19 protein-coding genes and 1 other RNA gene are annotated in these 19,957 nt (G+C 50.3%); 15 read left to right on the top strand and 5 right to left on the bottom strand.

Going from position 1 to position 19,957, the window contains the following annotated elements:
- Positions 1-26: 26 nt before the first annotated feature.
- The 5 genes from Q4563_RS06720 to Q4563_RS06700 form a co-directional block, all read right to left on the bottom strand.
- Positions 27-623, bottom strand: coding sequence for a LemA family protein (locus Q4563_RS06720; protein WP_303604027.1), 597 nt, complete (start codon positions 621-623; stop codon positions 27-29).
- Between the two features lie 18 nt (positions 624-641).
- Positions 642-1,220 (bottom strand): BON domain-containing protein, encoded by a 579-nt coding sequence (locus Q4563_RS06715; protein ID WP_215975798.1) that lies wholly within the window; start codon positions 1,218-1,220, stop codon positions 642-644.
- A complete protein-coding gene (locus tag Q4563_RS06710) occupies positions 1,220-1,807 on the bottom strand; it encodes an SIS domain-containing protein (protein ID WP_215975799.1) in 588 nt (195 codons plus the stop codon). Before Q4563_RS06710 ends, Q4563_RS06715 begins: the two co-directional genes overlap by 1 nt.
- 78 nt (positions 1,808-1,885) lie before the next feature.
- Complete coding sequence (locus Q4563_RS06705) at positions 1,886-2,260, bottom strand: YraN family protein (RefSeq protein ID WP_215975800.1); 375 nt, start codon at positions 2,258-2,260, stop codon at positions 1,886-1,888.
- A 5-nt stretch (positions 2,261-2,265) separates the two neighbouring features.
- On the bottom strand, positions 2,266-4,185 hold the full coding sequence (locus Q4563_RS06700; RefSeq protein WP_303604026.1) for a penicillin-binding protein activator: 1,920 nt from the start codon (positions 4,183-4,185) through the stop codon (positions 2,266-2,268).
- A 49-nt stretch (positions 4,186-4,234) separates the two neighbouring features.
- On the opposite strand from Q4563_RS06700, the gene rsmI reads away from it, so the two are divergent.
- The 15 genes from rsmI to Q4563_RS06625 all read left to right on the top strand — a co-directional run bounded on the left by rsmI (position 4,235) and on the right by Q4563_RS06625 (position 19,919).
- The gene (gene rsmI, locus Q4563_RS06695; RefSeq protein ID WP_303604025.1) at positions 4,235-5,080 is read left to right on the top strand and encodes a 16S rRNA (cytidine(1402)-2'-O)-methyltransferase; all 846 of its coding nucleotides are present in this window, start codon (positions 4,235-4,237) and stop codon (positions 5,078-5,080) included.
- Positions 5,081-5,112: 32 nt separating this feature from the next.
- Positions 5,113-5,459: RNase P RNA component class A (gene rnpB / locus Q4563_RS06690), an RNA gene on the top strand.
- A gap of 310 nt (positions 5,460-5,769) precedes the next feature.
- Positions 5,770-6,210, top strand: a complete 441-nt coding sequence (gene mraZ, locus Q4563_RS06685) for a division/cell wall cluster transcriptional repressor MraZ (RefSeq protein WP_215975803.1) — start codon at positions 5,770-5,772, stop codon at positions 6,208-6,210.
- A gap of 8 nt (positions 6,211-6,218) precedes the next feature.
- Entirely contained in the window at positions 6,219-7,151 is a 933-nt protein-coding gene (gene rsmH, locus Q4563_RS06680) for a 16S rRNA (cytosine(1402)-N(4))-methyltransferase RsmH (protein ID WP_215975804.1), read from the top strand.
- Between the two features lie 15 nt (positions 7,152-7,166).
- Positions 7,167-7,436, top strand: coding sequence for a cell division protein FtsL (gene ftsL / locus Q4563_RS06675; RefSeq protein WP_215975805.1), 270 nt, complete (start codon positions 7,167-7,169; stop codon positions 7,434-7,436).
- A 3-nt stretch (positions 7,437-7,439) separates the two neighbouring features.
- Positions 7,440-9,179, top strand: a complete 1,740-nt coding sequence (locus Q4563_RS06670; RefSeq protein ID WP_303604024.1) for a peptidoglycan D,D-transpeptidase FtsI family protein — start codon at positions 7,440-7,442, stop codon at positions 9,177-9,179.
- A complete protein-coding gene (locus tag Q4563_RS06665; protein ID WP_303604023.1) occupies positions 9,179-10,663 on the top strand; it encodes a UDP-N-acetylmuramoyl-L-alanyl-D-glutamate--2,6-diaminopimelate ligase in 1,485 nt (494 codons plus the stop codon). Before Q4563_RS06670 ends, Q4563_RS06665 begins: the two co-directional genes overlap by 1 nt.
- A gap of 11 nt (positions 10,664-10,674) precedes the next feature.
- Positions 10,675-12,039, top strand: a complete 1,365-nt coding sequence (locus Q4563_RS06660) for a UDP-N-acetylmuramoyl-tripeptide--D-alanyl-D-alanine ligase (RefSeq protein ID WP_303604022.1) — start codon at positions 10,675-10,677, stop codon at positions 12,037-12,039.
- A complete protein-coding gene (gene mraY / locus Q4563_RS06655; protein WP_215975808.1) occupies positions 12,039-13,121 on the top strand; it encodes a phospho-N-acetylmuramoyl-pentapeptide-transferase in 1,083 nt (360 codons plus the stop codon). The genes Q4563_RS06660 and mraY overlap by 1 nt, the downstream gene beginning before the upstream one ends.
- A gap of 8 nt (positions 13,122-13,129) precedes the next feature.
- Entirely contained in the window at positions 13,130-14,479 is a 1,350-nt protein-coding gene (gene murD / locus Q4563_RS06650) for a UDP-N-acetylmuramoyl-L-alanine--D-glutamate ligase (protein WP_303604021.1), read from the top strand.
- The gene (ftsW, locus tag Q4563_RS06645) at positions 14,472-15,671 is read left to right on the top strand and encodes a putative lipid II flippase FtsW (RefSeq protein ID WP_303604020.1); all 1,200 of its coding nucleotides are present in this window, start codon (positions 14,472-14,474) and stop codon (positions 15,669-15,671) included. Before murD ends, ftsW begins: the two co-directional genes overlap by 8 nt.
- Positions 15,668-16,738, top strand: a complete 1,071-nt coding sequence (gene murG, locus Q4563_RS06640) for an undecaprenyldiphospho-muramoylpentapeptide beta-N-acetylglucosaminyltransferase (protein ID WP_215975811.1) — start codon at positions 15,668-15,670, stop codon at positions 16,736-16,738. Before ftsW ends, murG begins: the two co-directional genes overlap by 4 nt.
- Complete coding sequence (gene murC / locus Q4563_RS06635) at positions 16,731-18,158, top strand: UDP-N-acetylmuramate--L-alanine ligase (RefSeq protein WP_215975812.1); 1,428 nt, start codon at positions 16,731-16,733, stop codon at positions 18,156-18,158. Before murG ends, murC begins: the two co-directional genes overlap by 8 nt.
- Before the next feature lie 22 nt (positions 18,159-18,180).
- A complete protein-coding gene (locus Q4563_RS06630) occupies positions 18,181-19,107 on the top strand; it encodes a D-alanine--D-alanine ligase (RefSeq protein WP_303604019.1) in 927 nt (308 codons plus the stop codon).
- Positions 19,104-19,919 carry a cell division protein FtsQ/DivIB gene (locus Q4563_RS06625; protein ID WP_215975814.1) on the top strand — a complete coding sequence of 272 codons (816 nt, stop codon included), beginning with the start codon at positions 19,104-19,106 and terminating at the stop codon, positions 19,917-19,919. Before Q4563_RS06630 ends, Q4563_RS06625 begins: the two co-directional genes overlap by 4 nt.
- Positions 19,920-19,957: the final 38 nt, after the last annotated feature.

Raw genomic sequence — 19,957 nt, 5'->3', positions numbered from 1 at the left:
GGCACTGAGGTGGTTACATAGAACCTTTAAAATTGAACTTTAGGAGCTTGTTGGATTTGCTCGCTGTCTTCAAATTCGAGTAGGCTGGCGTCTTCACTGTGACCCAATACGCCGGCCAGGGCAACCGGTGGGAAGCTTTGCTTATAGGTGTTGTAGTTCATAACCGAATCGTTAAACGCTTGGCGTGCAAACGCAATGCGATTTTCGGTGCTGGTTAATTCTTCCGATACCTGTTGCATATTGGCTGAGGCTTTTAGGTCGGGATAGGCTTCCATTACCATGTTCAACCGGCCCAGTGCGTTGGAGAGAACCCCCTCTGCCCCAGCTAATTGCGCCATGGCGCCGGCATCACCAGGGGACGCTGATGCGGCACTTAAGCCTGCCATTGCCTGATTGCGCGCCTCTGTGACAGCGGTCAGGGTTTCGTTTTCATGGGCGAGATATGCTTTCGCGGTTTCCACGAGGTTAGGGATTAAATCGTAGCGGCGTTTTAATTGCACCTCAATTTGAGCGAAGGCATTTTCAAACCGGTTCTTTAAGCTGACGAGCTTGTTGTAAATGCCAATGGCGTAAAAAACAATAACAGCCACGACGACTAAAAATACAATCGTTGAGATATCCATAATGATAGTTCCTGTCAGTTAATCGATGTATTCAAAAACTCTAACAACTTTTTGGACTCCGCCGGTGTGGCGGGCAATGTCGGTGATCACTTTTGCTTCAGCGTGAGTCACCAATCCCATTAAAAAAACAGTATTGTTTTCTGTGATGATATTCAGGCGCCCGCCGTCAATGTCACGGTTGGTGAGAAGCTTGGATTTGATTTTTGTGGTTAGCCAACTGTCGTTAGCGCCGTCCAACAGAGAGATAGGGGCTTGAACTTGCAGCTCGTTGTGCACTTGGCGAACATTGGGCAACTTTTTAACCGTAGCCCCTGCCAGTTCACGCATATCACTGGTGGGGACTTGTCCTACCAGCAAGACAACCGCATTAAAACTGTGTGCGCTGACCGGCGCTTGGTCGAGCAGAGCGTGCGCCTTATCGATATTGACAGAGGCTATAGTTTCAATTTGTTGATCATCAATCTTAACGCCGAGCGAGCGCTTACCTGGGTCAATGGTAATAGGCTCGTTTGTTGTGGCGCCGATAATGCTCGTACAGCCTGAGCTAATCAGGATGGTCATTAAAAGCCATAGCGGAAATAGAAATTTCAATGGCATTACTCATGGCCTCCAAATAATTGTTGTTCGATAAGGTCGCACAAACAAAAAAGCGTGAGTAGGTGCACCTCATGAGTTCTGGCGTAGGACATTTCGGGGGCCCTTAATTCAACATCGCGGTTGTCCAGCAAGGCCACAATATCGTCACTGTTCCGTCCCGTTAACGCAATAACTGGCATGTCGCGGTCGTGGGCGGCGCTGATCGCTTGCAGTAGATTACTGGCGTTACCGGCCGCACTCAAGACTACTAGAACATCGCCCGGGTTGCCTAGCGCGCGGATTTGCTTTGCGTAGATTTCATTAAAGGTATAATCGTGCGCGATGGCGGACTGAGTAATGTGATCGGCGCCGATGTTTAGAGCGGGAAGGCTGGGCCTTTCTTGCTCAAATCGGTTGATCAGCGTGGAGGAGAACGTCTGGGCTAGGGCCGCACTGGCGCCATTGCCGCAGGTTAGGATTTTGCCATCTTGCAATAAACTTTCAACGATTAACTCTGAGCTGTGAGCAATCAGCGGAGCCAGTTGTTCGCCGGCCTGCATCTTGGCTTCAATACTTTCGTGAAAGAGGGTAATGACCCTTTGTTCCATATCTGACCTTATTTCGCTTTTGCTACGTTGCGTGCGCCGCTGGTATGAAGGGGCAGCGCTCGCTGTGATGGCCTTGCTTTAAAAGTGGAAAGCGTTACTTATCCATTCTATAGAGGTGTTTGCTTCCAATGAGTTCAATGCTACCACATCAAAGCGACAAGGTACCTTATCCACTAGGTTTTCCTGCTGGAGGTAGTGCTGGGCGGTGGCCCACAGTCTTGCTTGTTTGGCGCTATTGACGCTCTCAGCGGCACTGGTAAATTGCCGGTTGCGCCTCAGGCGTACTTCGATAAAAACCAAGGCGTCGCCATCGCTCATAATGAGGTCAATTTCACCTCGGGGGCCTGCGTAATTACGCGCCAGCAATTGCAGTCCCTGTTGCTTTAAATGCTTGAGGGCTAAATCTTCCGCACAGGCCCCTGAGGATTTATTATTTCTCTTGAGCCAACTCACAGCGGTTATGACTCGTCGGCTGTTGTGGCTAGTGGTTGTGTGTTCAAGCGCTGTGCCGTGCCATCGCGAAATTCAGCCCACACAGATTGTCGATTGATCTGCCGGTCTGGGCTCATGCTGAGGATCCCTGTGGCACCCTCGAGGCGAGTTTGTGGTAGTCGCTTTAGTTGCGGTAGGCGAGGGTAAAGGTGAAATGCGTCTATCCCGAGCGCATGGAGCCTATTATAGGCATCGGGCGCATCAGTGTAAGAGTTAATGTTTTGGGTTTCGGTGCCGTCGTCGAAAAGCCAGGGCAGGGTGCTGAAGCGTATACCGTTTAGATCGCGATCGCTTTTGGGGTTGGGCTCACCGGTGTAAATTTGGCTGGTGGCAATCACGGGAATGTCGCCGGCGTAGTGGAAGGCCAGCGTGGGTTTTATTTGTCGCGCTTCTTTGGGGGTGGCAATTAAGAAGATAACGTCAATATCTTTACGTCGCCGGGGCTCAAACTCCATATTGGTGTAAATGGCACTGCGCAATTGTTGATGACGCTCCTCGCTATCATCAATGCGTAACGCTGATTTGATCACGCCAGAAAAATCACCGACTCCAATATAGCGGCTGTCGAGAATGACCTCGCCGCCGTTACCTTCCCAGTGTTCAATAAAGGTCTGCACGCTGCGTTCAGCCCAGTCAATATCTGGGGCAATAATCATTGCGCGCTTGTGCCCCGATAGATGGGCCAGCTGGGCAATTTGTTCAGCCTCATCCTCTGGCGCCAGGCCAAATTGGTAGAGTTCAGGAGTGAACAGCTGTGGGTTGTGGCGAGTGGGCAGGACCAGTGTCGGTAAATTTAGTCGGGGGGGTTCACTGGTATTTATATCTTGCTGGTTCAGCGCTAGTACCGGTACGGGCAGCTGGACGCGAGCGGCTAGCTGCTCGACATTCTCCTTGGCCAGGGGGCCAATAATCAGTTCAGCCCCCTCTCTTGCTGCTTGGTCAACTAAAAGATTGATGTCTACACCGCTGGTGTCATATTGGCGCACACTGGGCTTGGGTTCGTCTTGGCCAAGGTTGTAGTAGGCCGCTAAAAACCCATCGCGCACGGCTGTGGCCGCACTCGCTAGACGCCCCTGACGTGGTAATAATAAGGCGATTTTTTGCGGCTGTTGGGCGATAAGCGCGTTGAGTAGCCGTAAATCACTAGGGGTATTCAAGCTAGCTGGATGCTGTGGCCATTGATCCTGCCATTGTTTTACGCTGCGCAATTGTTCGGTGAGATTGGCAGCATTGTTGCGGCTAATGTAAGCGAGCTCGGCCCAGCCACGCAATTCGTGTTGCTCGGCACTGCGTAGGCTTTCCAGCTCTGATAGCGCCAGGCTCATTAAATCCTGCCAGATGGCTTCATTGTTGTACTGCTGGCTGTTGGCATCGGCTAAAAAGTGTCCCAGCTCAAGCCGAGCCGATAAACTTTGACGGTAATCCCCCAGTAGGGACTCGATTTCGGCGCGCCTTTGCAAAAGACGCTGCTGTTGGGCGGGGGGCTGTAGGGTCCAAATGGCGTCTAGGCGAGGAGCGGATAATAGTTGTCGGGCGCGAAGAAAATGGCCCGATTGAATCGCGGCGGCACTGAGTGTATCGGTGTACTGAAGGAAGGTGAAGTCACCGATGAGGTCGGGGTCGATAGACTGAATAAGATTGAACGCCCAGTCATCCTGGTCTTGTTCGAGTAGCAATTGGGCGGCGTCGAGTAGTATTTTGGGGCGTTCGGTGGCGCTAGCTTGGCGCGCCTGGCGAACCAAGTTGTTAACTTTTTCCTCCAGAGCACTTTCGCTCAGTGTCTGGGTGCCTGAGTCTGTTTCGGGTTTGTCTACTTGATTTGAGCAGCTTGCCAGTAGTAGGGGAAAGGCGAGGGCCGCGAGTATCAGTGATAGCTTTCTTTGCATAGAGTAACTCGTCTTAATGTTAGACTGCTCGTTTTGGGCGGAAACTGTTATGACCAACTCCGTGGGAACCTTATATGTAGTGGCGACGCCTATCGGCAATCTGTCCGATATGGTGCCGCGCGCCGAACAAGTGCTCCGGGCGGTCAGCCTGATAGCCTGTGAGGATACCCGACACAGTGCCAGATTGCTGGAACATTTTAACATCCCGACGCGTACCACGGCCTATCACGACCACTCCGATGATAAAAAAACCGACCAGTTGTTGGCGCTGCTGGATAAAGGCGAAGACCTGGCGCTGATTAGCGATGCGGGGACTCCCCTGGTATCTGACCCCGGCTACCGCTTAATTCGCCGTGCGCGCCAACAGGGTTATCGAGTGGAGCCGGTACCGGGTGCTTGCGCTTTAATTGCAGCACTCAGTGCCGCTGGCCTGCCTTCTGACCGCTTTATCTTTGAAGGTTTTTTGCCCGCCAAGGCGGTGGCCAGACGCCAGCGACTGGAGGCTTTGGCGGCGGAGCCTCGCACACTTATTTTTTACGAGGCCCCCCACCGGGTACTGGAGAGCTTACGGGCGATGCAGGAGCTATTTGGCGACGAGCGGGAAGTAGTGATTGCCCGAGAGATCAGCAAAACCTTCGAGACGATTGTGGGGTACCCTTTGCACATGATGGTTGATTGGGTGGAGAGCGATAAAAATCAGCAGCGTGGGGAGATTGTGTTGCTGGTGCACGGCGCCGCCGAGCGCCCTCAGGCTATCGATGAGAGAGCAGCGCGCACTATGAGGGTTTTGCTGGAAGAGTTGCCGGTTAAGAAAGCCGCCGCTTTGGCCGCAAAACTCACAGGTCTGCGTAAAAATGAGCTTTATCAATGGGCGCTGGACAACGCAAAAGCTTGACTTTTATACCGCTGCGGTTATTGTGTTGCCACGGAGTCGGCTCGGCAGTCGCTGCCTGTTTACAGGTGGAGGAAAGTCCGGGCTCCATAGGGCAGAGCGCCAGGTAACGCCTGGGAAGTGTGAGCTTACGGAAAGTGCAGCAGAGAGTAGACCGCCTAAGCGCGCAAGCGCCGGTAAGGCTGAAAGGGTGCGGTAAGAGCGCACCGCGCGACTGGTAACAGTTCGTGGCATGGTAAACCCCGCTCGGAGCAAGACCAAATAGGAATCCATTGGTGTGGCCCGCACTGGATTCGGGTAGGTTGCATGAGGTGTCCGGTGACGGGCATCCCAGATGAATGACTGTCCACGACAGAACCCGGCTTACAGGCCGACTCCGTATTACCTTTCTTATACTTTTATTGTCTGATACCCCCCTATTTTTAATTCAAAATAATACCAAACTTAAAGTAGTTTCTTAAGAGTTGCTTGTAACCACCTGAAAATGCAAGATTTCCACTTGTCTTTCCTGCTGCTTTATCGGCCGGTTGGCCGATGTTGGCCGCAACTTCCCCCTGTTTTTGTGAATTTTAGCCGCAATTTCCCGACCTGTTGCTTGACTTTGTTTCCACCCGATTTATAGTGTGCCAATGTGGAGAAAAGTGGGTAATAGTGGTTTTTAGTGGGCTGCAGGACCTAATAAGTGGTGAATTGTGTTTACAGGTAACTATTCCATCAATATGGACGCCAAAGGGCGCATGGCGATACCGACCAAGGTAAGAGAAGGGTTGGTGGATCTGTGTGCCGGTCGTTTGGTGGTTACTGCCCACACCGAAGACAAGTGCTTGTTGGTGTACCCCGAACCACGCTGGAAAGAAATACTGCCCGCTATTCAGGCGCTGCCGGCCATGAACCGCCAAGTGCGACGAGTTCAGCGTTTGCTGATAGGTCATGCCTGTTCGCTGGAAATGGACGGCAATGGTCGGGTGTTGGTGCCGCCGACCCTACGCGCTTATGCGAATTTGGATAAAAAGCTAATGTTGGCGGGTCTGGGAGACAAATTAGAACTGTGGGATGAGGCGACGTGGACCGCTCAGATGGAAGAGCCGGGCGACGACGACATGCCTGCAGAATTACAAACGCTGGTGCTGTAGGAGGCCCTATGAAGCTACAGCCCCATATAACCGTACTTGAGCAAGAGGCGGTTGAGTCGCTGGTGATCGATCCGGCGGGTTTTTATATTGACGGGACTTTTGGGCGCGGCGGTCATTCGGCGCAGATTCTGCAAAACCTAGCGCCTGAGGGGCAGTTGCTGGCTATTGATAAAGATGTTGACGCCATTGCGGTGGCGAGCGAGCGCTTTGCCGATGAGCCGCGTTTTGAAATCGCCCACTGCAGCTTTGCACAGATGCGTTCTTTGGTTGAAGAGCGCGGCTTGATGGGCAAGGTGTCGGGCGTTTTACTCGATTTGGGGGTGTCGTCGCCGCAATTGGATGAGCCGGAGCGCGGTTTTAGTTTTTTACATGACGGCCCTCTCGACATGCGGATGGATCAAACCCGAGGCCAGAGTGCTGCCGAGTGGGTGAACACCGCTAGCGAAGCCGAATTGGCTCGCGTTATGAAAGAGTATGGCGAAGAGCGTTTCTCCAAACGAATGGCGCGAGCTTTGGTGGCGGAGCGCGAAAAGTCACCCATTGAGCGAACTGGCCGCTTGGCGCACATATTAAAAGAAGCAAACCCTGCCTGGGAGAAGGGGAAACACCCTGCCACCCGGGCATTTCAGGGAATACGAATTCACATTAACAGTGAGCTGTCAGATCTTGAGTCCACCTTGGATCAGGCGCTCGAAGTTTTGGCCGTTGGCGGTCATTTGGTGGTGATTAGTTTTCACTCGCTGGAAGATCGGTTGGTTAAGCGATTTATTCGTCGCCAAGAAAAAGGTGACCCTGTACCGCGCGATATACCGCTGATGGACAGTCAGTTAAATCGACGTTTAAAAAGTCGCTCCAAGGCGGTTAAGGCTGGTTCCGACGAGCTCGAGAAAAACATACGGTCGCGCAGTGCAGTGATGCGTGTGGCCGAAAAAATTGCGTGATCGGGGCGTTTACTTGTGACGGCTCGATGGTTGGTTGTGGCGCTCTGGTTCAGCTGTGTGATATCGGCCTTGATGGTGGTTCATGTAACTCATCAGGTGCGCAAAGAAACAGATCAGCTGGAAGGTTTGCGTCGAGAGTCGGCCCACTTGCAGGTGGAGTGGGGGCAGTTTTTGTTAGAGCAGAGTACCTGGGCCTCTTATTCTCGGGTGCGTACAGAGGCCGAACGGGAGCTGCAAATGCAGGTGCCGGAGTCGGGTCAAATAATATTTGTGGGGAAGGAATAATAGATGCAGCAGCAGCGCTTACAGTCGTGGCGTTTTTACAGCGTGGTTCTTGCCATGCTGCTGCTGGCTGCCGTCTTGTTGTGGCGGATGGCATCGCTACAGGTGTTACCCGATGCTGACCGTGGTTTTGAGTTTTTGCAGGGCCAGGGTGAGGCTCGAACAGTAAGAACCGAGCCTATCAGTGCTTATCGCGGTGTAATTACCGATCGCAATGGCGAGCCTTTGGCAGTGAGTACGCCGGTAGAGTCTATTTGGGCCAACCCTAAGGTTTTGCTTCAGCACCCCAAAGATTGGTCGCGATTAGCGCAGGCGCTGTCCTGGGATAAGGCCATGCTGGAGTCACGTTTAGTCAAATTCAGCGCAAAAGAATTTATGTACCTGGAGCGCCATCTCCCCCCACATGAAGCGGCGACAATTCTCGATCTGGGTATTGATGGAGTCTATGCCCAGCGTGAATATCGCCGTTACTATCCAGCCGGTGAAGTGACGGCCCATTTAGTGGGTATGACCGATATCGATGATCGCGGTCAGGAGGGGATGGAATTAGCTTACGACGCATGGCTCACGGGTGAGTCGGGCGCCAAACAAGTTATGAAAGATTTGCGTGGCCGAACCATTAAAGAGCTGGGGTTGATTAAGTCCGCGCGCAGCGGTCAAGCCATGGCGTTAAGTATTGATCTGCGATTGCAGTATGTGGCGTATCGCGAGCTCAAGCAGGCGGTTGCTAATTTTGGTGCCAAGGCGGGCTCTGTGGTTGTGCTCAATGCAAAAACCGGAGAGGTCTTAGCGATGGCAAACCAGCCGTCTTACAATCCTAATGATCGCAGTAATATCGCCCCTGCAAGTTTACGTAATCGCGCCATCACAGATGTGTTTGAGCCGGGGTCAACCATTAAGCCATTGGCCGTTTTGGCTGCGTTAGAGACGGAGAAATTTAAGCCATACACCGTGATAGATACCACGCCTGGGTACGTTCAAGTGGGGCGGAAAACACTGCTTGATCCGGTCAATTATGGTGAGCTGGACATTACCCGGATTATTGCCAAGTCAAGCCAAGTGGGTATGACTAAAATGGCGCTGCAATTAGAGCCTGACGTCGTTCGCGATATGTACTACCGGTTGGGTCTAGGGCAAGGCACCGGAACCGGCTTTCCCGGTGAGGCGGTGGGTGTGTTACCGGCATATGATCGCTGGCGACCCATTCAGCAGGCGACCTATGCATTTGGCTACGGGCTGAATTTAACCGTTGTGCAGTTGGCGCAAGCGTACGCAGTGATTGCCAATGAAGGTGTAAAGCGCCCAGTGAGTTTATTGCGCACGGATAAATCCCCGCCCGGACAGAAAGTTGTAGAAGCTCATTACGCTCGCGATGTTATGAAAATGTTGCGCAAGGTGGTTAGCGATGACGGCACTGGCAGCAGAGCTTTTATCGATTCCTATTCAGTTGCTGGGAAAACCGGTACCGCGCATAAAGCGGATGCTGGCGGTTATGCTGATCATCTATATATTGGCTCGTTTGTTGGAGTAGCACCGGCCGATGATCCGGAAATTATTGTTGCGGTCATGATTGATGAACCACGCGATACCAAGTATCACGGTGGTCAGGTAGCGGCACCAACATTTGCCAAAATTACCGAAGATGCTTTGCGCCTGCTGCAAGAACCCCCTCATAGCAAGCCTGTTCGTCTTAGTGTTAGTCCTAAGTCGGTTGATCAGCTTGCCGCTCACGGGGTGGCATTATAATGCGCGCGACGACAATGAAAATAGAGTCGCTGCTAGAGGAATCTCTATCCTCATTGGCGAAGCAAACGTTTACGGGCATTACCTTAGACAGCCGTAATGTGTTGCCGGGTGACCTGTTTATCGCTTTGCAAGGAGCACGCATTAATGCGGTCGATTATATAGATGACGCGATAGAGGCTGGGGCCGTTGCAGTGCTGGCGGATAAGCGTGGGTTTGATGATCATTATAATGCACGATCAGTCGTGTGGATTGATCAGCTGGATAAAAAGCTCAGCCATATAGCTGGAATCGTCTTTGGCGACCCTAGCGCATCGATGGACGTGATCGGCATTACCGGCACCAATGGTAAAACAACAACAGCGTTGCTGATTGCTCAGTTAATGAGTTTGGTGGGAAAGAATGCCGCAAGTTTAGGTACATTGGGCTATGGAAAACCTCAAAGGGAAATAACTGCAACTGGGCTAACAACGCCTGACGCGATTACTGTTCAGCGAGCTTTGCAAGAGCTGGCCGCTGATGGTGTTGACGCCTTGGCTATGGAGGTTTCTTCTCATGCACTGGTACAGCACCGGGTAAAAGACATACGAATTACCACGGCTATTTTTACCAATTTATCTCACGATCATCTCGATTATCACGGTGATTTTAAGCAGTACGGTAAAGCTAAAGCTAAATTGTTGAAAAGCCGAGGCCTGAAGCACGCAATTTTGAACCTTGATGATGTGTGGTGTGCTGGCCTGCAGAAGCGGGCGGCTAAATATGCCGAGTGTTTTACTTATTCAATACATAATCCTAAGGCAGACTTATATTGTCACTCGTTGCAATATTCATGTAGTGGTGTTTCCGGTCGTATCGAATTTCGCGGTGAATCGGCATCATTTAATTCACCGCTAATTGGTGAATTTAATGCGAGTAATTTATTGGCGGCCATAAGTGCGATATTAATTCGCGGCTATGATCTTAAGCGAGTCGTACAATACGTACCGCTTTTGAAGTCGGCGCCGGGTCGCATGGAGCAGGTACAGCTGGGTCCGGAGCAAGGTGTGCAAGTTGTGGTTGATTACGCTCACACACCGGATGCACTCATAAAAGCATTGCGAGCGTTGCGCTTACATGCAGACGGCAGTGTCTGGTGTGTTTTCGGTTGTGGTGGTGATCGCGATGTCGAAAAAAGATCTATTATGGGCCGCGCCGCGGAAAAATCCTCTGATTATATAATTGTGACTAACGATAACCCTCGAAGCGAAGACCCTGCTGCTATTGCAGCTCAAATCGTTGAGGGTATGCACAATCCGGAGCGCTGCCTGGTTATTCCCGATAGAGGGAAAGCTATAGAGTTAGCGGTACAGCAGGCCGCAGCGGGCGATGCTGTTCTTATTGCCGGTAAAGGGCATGAGCAGGTCCAGATTTTTGCTGACAAAGAGAGCCGTTTTAACGATGTGGAGTGCGCAATAAGCGCTCTGCAAAAACGGGGAGGAGCATAATGATTGGCACTATGACAATTGCTCAATTGCGCGATGATTTTTCTCGCTATGCAGCGGCTCTTGCTACTGGTAACAGTCAGCCCTTTCAACAAGTGGGTATTGATTCGCGCAAAATAAAAGCGGGTGATTTTTTCGTCGCACTGCGCGGCCCCAATTTCGATGGCCATGCGTATTTGCAGCAAGTACAAGAAAAAGGGGCTGTAGGTGCCTTGGTTGATACGGTTGACCCCGATTGTGATTTACCTCAGTTGCAAGTAGACGACACTGTATTGGGGTTGGGTGAATTGGCTCGTATTAATCGCCAACGTTTTACCGGCCCGGTAATTGCAGTTACAGGCTCCAGCGGTAAAACAACGGTTCGAACAATGGTTGATGGTATCTTGCGTGAGCAAGGCCCTGTGCTGTCGACTCAAGGTAACCTCAATAATCATATTGGTGTGCCACTTACGTTACTGCGTTTATCGGGCGATGAGAGTTTTGCGATTGTCGAGATGGGAGCAAGTAGCATTGGCGAAATAGCTTACTTGTGTGAACTTGCCCTGCCTGATGTCGGTTTGGTCAATAATGTTATGCCTGCTCATCTAGAGGGGTTTGGTTCTCTAGAGGGAGTGGCGGAAGCCAAAGGTGAAATTTATCAGGGTGTTAAAGCTGATGGTTGTTGTGTGATTAATATCGATGACCAGTTTTCCGGTCAGTGGTTGTCGCAGATCAAAAAACGAACACTGCTTACATTCTCGCTGAACAATACCCAGGCCAACTGTTATGCATCGAATATTCAAACTTCAGCCAGTGGTTTGAGCTTTGATTTGCAATTGTTGGGGCGCACTTTACCAGTACAACTTCCGGTTAGTGGTTACCATAATGTTCGCAATGCCTTAGCTGCAGCCTGCTGCGCTTATGCTGTTGGAGCCCGAGATGAATCTATTGTTGAGGGGCTTGCTCGGTTTAATCCGGTTGATGGGCGAATGAAGTTTTGCGCGGGCCCTCATGGCAGTACCATTATTGATGACTCCTACAATGCCAATCCAGGTTCGGTGCGTGCGGCAATTGATGTTTTGGCAGAGATTAAAGGTGCGAATATTTTAGTTATGGGAGATATGGGTGAGCTGGGTGATGAGTCCTATTTGCATCATGCCGACATAGGTGCATACGCTTCAGAAAAATCCCTACAAGCTGTATTTACTATCGGTTCAATGGCAAAGGCTGTGGCGGAACACTTTGATGGGCCGTGTAAACATTTTGAGACGCAGGATGATCTTATCAGTCATTTATTATGTGTGATGACTGACAGCGACTGCACTGTATTAATTAAAGGCTCTCGTAGCGCGCGTATGGACTTAGTCGCCGAGGCATTGATTCGCGGGGAAGATATCTAATGTTGCTCTGGTTGGCTGAAAACTTACAAGAATACAACAGTCACTTTTTTGTGTTTCAGTACCTGACGTTGCGCGCTATTTTGAGTGTTATGACCGCCTTAGGCATTTCATTGTTAATGGGCCCCTGGATGATTCGTAAATTGAATCAGTTGCAAATAGGGCAGTCAGTGAGAGACGACGGACCTCAATCGCATCTGACCAAGTCGGGCACGCCGACCATGGGTGGTACTTTAATTCTGGCGTCTATCTTTATCAGTACTTTGTTGTGGGCTGATTTGGCAAATCGATATGTATGGGTAGTGTTGATGGTGACCGCAGTGTTTGGTGCTGTGGGCTGGGTGGATGATTACCGAAAAGTAGTACAAAAAAATTCGCGTGGGTTACCAGCGCGCTGGAAATACCTGTGGCAATCGGTTGGGGGTGTTGGTGCCGCCGTTTTTTTGTATATGACTGCAACGGAAGCGGTAGAAACTCAATTGTTTTTACCCTTTTTGAAAGACTTTGCGTTGGAGTTGGGTGTTTTTTATGTGGTGCTGACCTACTTTGTCGTGGTCGGGTCAAGTAACGCGGTGAACCTAACCGATGGTTTAGATGGCTTGGCCATTATGCCGTCGGTGATGGTGGCGGGTGCTCTCGGTGTGATTGCCTATGTCACTGGGCACTTTGAATTTGCACAGTACCTGCATATTGCTCATGTGCCTGGCAGTGGTGAGCTGGTGGTTTTTTGCGCTGCGTTGTGCGGCGCGGGTTTAGGTTTTCTCTGGTTTAACACCTATCCCGCACAGGTGTTTATGGGTGATGTGGGCGCGCTGTCGCTGGGCGCTGCACTGGGCATTATTGCTGTCATCGTGCGTCATGAAATAGTGTTTTTTATTATGGGTGGCGTTTTTGTTATGGAAACCGTCTCGGTGATTTTACAAGTAGGTTCATATAAATTGACCGGCCGACGAATTTTTCGAATGGCGCCACTGCACCACCATTTTGAGTTGAAAGGTTGGCCGGAACCACGAGTGATTGTGCGGTTTTGGATTATCACCGTTATGTTGGTCCTGTTTGGGCTGGCGACACTGAAATTACGTTGAGGTTAAGCGTGAGTGAGTTGATTGCAACAAGTAGATGCGTAGCAGTTATAGGCACCGGAATTACCGGCCTGTCTGTTGCGCGCTTTTTGCAAGAATCAGGGCAGCGTTTTACGTTTTTTGATACACGCGAACTGCCACCCAATGCCACCCTTATCGCTGAGCAGTTTCCCGATGTGCATTGTGAGTTTGGCTCGTGGGATGAGTCGTTGCTCTTGTCCATGGACGAAATTATTGTCAGCCCAGGGGTGAGTCTGAAAGAGCCACGGCTGGCGCTGGCGAAAGCACAGGGCGTGGCAGTGTTGGGTGATATCGATCTATTTGTGCAACATGCAAAAGCTCCCATTATCGCTATTACCGGGTCAAATGCTAAAAGTACGGTCACCACATTAGTGGGAGAAATGGCCCAGGCGCAAGGGGTAAATGTTGCTGTCGGTGGAAATTTAGGCACGCCTGCGCTGGATTTATTGAATGATGCCATAGAGTTGTATGTGTTGGAGTTATCCAGCTTTCAGTTGGAGACTACATCCAAGCTCGGTGCGCAGGTTGCCAGCATTCTCAATATCAGTCCCGACCATATGGATAGATATGACTCCATACCTGCCTATCATGCGGCTAAACAACGAGTGTATTTTGGTGCGCAGCAGGTGGTTGTCAATCGACGTGATATTTTAACCCATCCTCCAATTGCAGCGGATGTAACGGTCACCTCTTTCGGAGGCAGTGCTGACTTTAAAAATATGGGGCTGCAGGTGCGTGAAGGGGAAGCATGGCTTTGCGATCAGCTCACTCCTTTAATGCCGGTCGGCGAGTTGAGTATTGTCGGCAGTCATAATGTCGATAATGCACTGGCTGCATTAGCTATAGGCAAAGCGGCAGGCTTCACGCAAGAGGCTATGGTTCAGGCGTTGCGTTCATTTAGAGGTTTACCTCATCGCTGTGAGCCCGTTGGTGTTATCGACGACGTTAAGTTTATCAATGATTCTAAGGGCACCAATGTCGGTGCCACCTTGGCCGCTATTAACGGATTGGCTAATCCCCCGGCAAAGTTGGTAGTTCTGTTGGGCGGAGTAGCCAAAGATGCTGATTTTTCAGCGTTAAAGCCTGTGTTAATGCAACAGGCTCGCCATGTGATTGTATACGGCCAAGATGCATCGTTATTGGCAGAGGCTTTACAGGGGGTGCCTGGTTTGGTGCAAGTGGTCGGTATGGCTGAGGCCTTTGACTCTGCCCGAAAGTTTGCTCAACCCAAAGATAGCGTGCTCTTAAGTCCGGCTTGTGCAAGTTTTGATGAGTTCGATAATTATATTCAGCGCGGGGAAATTTTCTCCCGCTGGGTGGGAGAGGCTGCGAATGGTTAAGTGGCAGCCGCTTTTGCCCGCTAGTGAACCAGACTGGAAGCTTCTGCTTTTATGGGGCGCGTTGGTGTCTGTGGGTATTGTTATGGTGGCCTCCGCTTCTATTGCCTTTGCTTCGGCGTACTATGGCAATGCGTTTTATTTTGTGGAGCGCCACATAATTTTTCTCGTTATGGGGGTCACCAGTGCAGCGGTTGTGTTTTTAGTGCCGGGTGAGCTTTGGCAAAAGCTGGGTGTGCCCCTGTTAATTGTAGCGATAATGCTTTTGGTTGTTGTATTAATCCCCGGTATTGGGAAAAAAGTGAATGGCTCGCAACGCTGGATTAGCTTTGGGTTTTTTGCGGTGCAGATTTCAGAGCTGGCTAAATTTGCGGTGATTATATTCTTCGCCAGTTATTTTTCGAGACGTCAGCCAGTGGCTGTTAGCAGTTGGAAGGAGTTTGGTGCTCTAATTGCTGTGTTGGGGGGGTTACTTACCCTTTTAATACTGGAGCCGGATTTTGGCAGCACAGTTGTGATTGGTGCGACCAGCATCGCCATAATGTTTATTGCAGGTTTAAAGCTTAGGTATTTTTTACCTATGGCACTGGGTGCTTTGGGGATGCTGGCTGCGCTGGCAGTTGCTAGTCCATATCGATTGAAACGGTTGGTGACATTCTTAGATCCTTGGGCAGATCAATTTAATTCAGGCTATCAACTGACCCAGTCATTAATCGCGTTTGGACGTGGAGAGTGGTTTGGTGTTGGCTTGGGTAATAGTGTACAAAAGTTGTTTTTTTTACCTGAGGCTCATACCGATTTTATTTTTGCCATTATTGCCGAAGAAATCGGGTTAATAGGTTGTGTATTGTTGTTGGCAATATTTGCCGGGCTTATAAAACGCACTTTGACAATTGCCAGCCGCTGCTACAATCGACATTTATTTTTTTATGCCTATGCCTGTTTTGGTGTGGCAATTGTTTTGTCGCTGCAGGTGTTTATTAATGTGGGAGTGTCTTGTGGCTTACTGCCCACTAAAGGCTTGACCTTACCGTTTATTAGCTACGGCGGTAGTAGCTTGATCATTTGTTGTTCGATGTTGGCCTTGGTGATGAGAGCATCGATGGAAGCCAATGTGGTGCCGCAGACGCAAACAGCTGTGACTAATCCATCGCGCTTGCGACGAGAGTCAATGGTTGCAGGAGAAATGTCATGACACGGGTGGTTATTATGGCTGGTGGTACCGGTGGCCATGTGTTTCCTGCGCTCGCTCTCGCTGATGAGTTGCGTCGCCGCCAAGTACTTGTATCTTGGCTGGGAACAAAAGCGGGTATTGAGTCACGTTTAGTGCCCCAGGCGAATATTGATATCGACTACCTCAGCGTTGAAGGCGTTCGTGGCCGAGGGCTCTTAGGATTGTTAAAGGCCCCATTTTTTATTGGGCGAGCTATTGTTCAGTCATTAAAAGTTTTAAAGAGTTTAAAGCCGGATGTGGTAGTTGGTTTTGGTGGATTTGCATCTGGCCCCGGAGGTGTTGCTGCAAAGCTTTTGGGTGTTCCTTTGGTGATTCATGAGCAAAATGCCATTGCCGGTACAACGAATAAAATTTTGAGCCGTGTGGCCATTAAAACACTGACCGGATTTGAAAATGTGTTCGCGCAAGGTCTGTGGGTCGGTAATCCAGTTCGAGCGAGTATTCAGGCTCTGCCAGAGCCGAGTGTGCGATACGCCGCGCGTGGAGAAGAGCCTTTGCGACTATTGGTGCTGGGAGGGAGCTTGGGGGCGTTAGCTATTAATGAGTTAGTGCCTAGCGCCGTTGCATTAATAGAGGAGAGTCAGCGTCCACAAATTCGTCACCAGTGTGGCGCCAAGCATGTTGAGATAACATCAGCCGCTTATGTGAAAGCCCAAGTAAAGGCGAAAGTTGAGCCTTTTATTGAAGATATGAGTGAAGCGTATGGATGGGCTGATTATGTTATTTGCCGGGCCGGGGCGCTCACAGTGGCAGAACTGGCATCGGCAGGGGTGGCCGCCTTACTTGTGCCTTTACCCAGCGCTATTGATGACCACCAGACGCATAATGCCGCCGTATTAGCCGGGGGCGGCGCTGCACTCAGTGTGGCACAACGCGATTTAAACTCACAAACATTAGCTGATTTGCTGCACCAGCACTGCGCTAAGCGCTCAACACTTTTAGGCATGGCAGAAAATGCGCGAAAAGTGGATCGCCCTGAAGCGGTGCAAAGTGTGGCAAATCAGATTGAGGAATTGGCGAATGGATAAGTCCATAACCTATTACGAAGTTCCAGAGATGCGCCGTATTCGCCGTATTCATTTTATTGGTATTGGGGGCGCAGGCATGAGTGGTATTGCCGAAGTGCTGTTAAATCAAGGATATGAGATTTCTGGATCAGATTTAAAAAAATCCGATGTCACTGAGCGTTTACAGTTAATGGGTGCACAGATATTTATCGGTCATAGTGCATCCCATGTTGCCGGTGTTGATGTGGTGGTGAACTCTAGTGCGGTGGGAGAGCACAACCCTGAGATGGTGGCGGCACGCGATAAACGTATCCCTATTGTTCGTCGTGCAGAAATGCTTGCGGAATTAATGCGTTATCGGCACGGTATTGCTGTGGCCGGCACGCACGGCAAAACTACCACAACCAGTTTAATGGCGTCGGTGCTGGCTGCAGCGGATAGACACCCCACCTATATAATTGGTGGGGTCGTGAATAGCTCAGGCAGTAATGCCCAGCTGGGCGAAAGCCGGTATTTAGTAGCCGAAGCTGATGAGAGCGATGCATCGTTTCTACATTTGCAGCCAATGGTCGCTGTGGTTACTAATATTGATGCCGATCATATGGATACTTATGGCGGAGATTTCTCCAAGCTCAAGCAAACCTTTGTCGAGTTTCTGCATAACTTGCCATTTTATGGTGTGGCTGTGGTCTGCGGTGATGATCCCGTAGTGCAAGAGATTCTGAATGATGTGTCGCGTGCGGTAGTCACCTATGGCTTTTCTGAGCATTGCGATATACGTGCCATCGATGTTCATCAAAATAAAATGCTATCGACTTTTAATGTCGTGGGTTCAGGTTTGAGTGAACCCTTAAGTGTCAAAATTAATATTCCAGGTGAGCACAACATATTAAACGCCTTGGCGGTTGTTGCAGTTGCCTTGGATGAAGGGGTGAGTCCACAGGCAATAGTGCAGGGCTTGGAAAGCTTCACTGGCGTTGGGCGGCGGTTTCAGGTGTATGGCGAGTTTCCGGTTTCTGAAGGCAACGCTATGCTAGTGGATGATTATGGTCATCATCCTCGAGAGGTGGCCGCCACTATTAAAGCCATTCGTGATGGTTGGCCAGACCGGCGTTTGGTGATGGTATATCAACCGCATCGTTTTTCTCGCACGCGCGATCTATTCGAAGATTTTGTCGACGTGTTATCAGGGGTCGATGCTCTGGTAATGCTTGAAGTTTACAGCGCCGGCGAAGAGCCCGTGCCCGGTGCCGATGGCCGTACTTTATGTCGAAGTATTCGCAACCGAGGCCTAATCGACCCCATTTTTGTTGAGGGCGTCGATGGTGTGCCCGCTGTTATTCAAGATGTTGTACAAGCTGGGGATATTGTCATAACTCAGGGGGCCGGTAATGTCGGCGCTCTGGCGGTTGAGTTGGCCAAGCGTCAACTTATTAATTAGTGATAGTGAAGGAAATTATTCAGTGTCGGAAGTAAATACACAAAAATACGGTCGAGTTGGCGTTTTGTACGGTGGCAACTCGGCTGAGCGTGAAATCTCTCTGAAAAGTGGTGCGGCAGTACAGTCGGCGCTGGAAGGGCAGGGTGTTTATTGTGTGGGTATCGACATTGGTAAAAACAGCATCGTGGAATTGCAGGCTGCCGAGTTAGATCGAGCATTTATTGCATTGCATGGCCCCGGAGGTGAAGACGGTAAAATTCAAGCCGTTTTAGAGTACCTAGAAATACCATTTACCGGGAGTCGAGTTCAGGCGTCGGCTATTGCTATGGATAAACTCAGAACCAAGCAGTTGTGGCAGGCCATGGGCGTGTCGACACCTGATTTTGCAGTTCTTGATGACGATACCGATTGGGCCGCGGTAATAGAAAGATTGGGTGGCGACGTTATGGTTAAGCCCGCCCATGAAGGTTCAAGTATTGGCATGTCAAGAGTGAATACGGCGAGTGCTTTACATCGAGCCTATCAATTGGCTGCTGAGTACGATGGCTTGGTCATCGCAGAGAAGCTCATTGTAGGCGCTGAATACACCGTGGCCATTTTAGGCGATAGGGCTTTGCCCCCCATAAAATTGGAAACGGGGCATACTTTTTATGATTTTGAGGCTAAATATGTCACGGGTGATACACAATATATTTGTCCTTGTGGCTTGAGCGATGAGCAAGTGGAAACTTTGCAATCCTTGGCGTTAAACGCGTTCCAGTCGATTGGTTGTCGCGGCTGGGGGCGGGTGGATGTGATGGCTGATGCCAACGGTAATTTTTATATGTTGGAGGTGAACACGGTGCCCGGAATGACCGAGCACTCTTTGGTGCCAATGGCGGGCAAAGCGAAAGGGCTGAATTTTTCTGAGCTCACATTGGCCATTCTAGAAGAGACTCTGGCCGGATGAATAAGCCCGCTAATCGCTCTAGAAATATACGCCAAGCAACCCCTAGACGTGGGGCCGAAATTTATTCCGGTCGCATGGCTGGGTTAGTGAAGGTGCTGGGGCGGCTGGTGCTGGCAGGGTGTGTCGTTGCTAGCATAGTTGGTGCTTATTTTTACGGTGATAAAGTTTGGCAGCACGGTGTTCAACAGCCGGTAGAGTCGGTCAAAGTTGAAGGTGAGTTTAAGCACTTGTCACGTGACGAGGCGAGCCGATTGATTGGGGAGGCAATTAATCAAGATTTCGTCAACCTTAATATTGCGCAACTAAAAAAATTGATAGAGCAGCACCCATGGGTTGAAAGGGCGATTGTAGCGCGTGGCTTATCACGTACTTTACGAGTCACCATCATTGAGCAGACACCGATAGCGGTGTGGGGTGAAGCGGGGTACCTGAATCAACGTGGACAAGTTATTCATACCGATAAGGTGCAAGGCTTGGCAGAGTTGCCGGTGTTGGATGGGCGAGAGCAAGATTCAGAAAAAATTATGCGTCAGTTTCAAGATTTGTCGCAAATGGTTCGTTCGCGCAATTTAGGTGTTCGTCAATTGTGGGTGGACGAGCTGGGGAGTTGGACCGTTAAGCTGGATGGTGGTGTGCAACTCATGCTGGGAAAAGATCAGTTGCCTGAAAAAGTACAGCGGTTTTTAGTAGTGTATGACGAATATTTAGTGCAGCGATTTGATGCTGTTGAACGTGTGGATTTACGCTATGCCAATGGTTTGGCGGTGGCTTGGTCGGACAGTTATAACGTGTCCGTTGAAGTGGCGGGTTAAGACCCATGACAACACATAAAGATTTGGGGAAAAGAGGT

This window comes from Gilvimarinus sp. 1_MG-2023 (genome assembly GCF_030548285.1).
The sequence above is the reverse complement of the archived record's forward strand: the minus strand, read 5'-3'. Positions and strand labels throughout refer to the sequence as shown.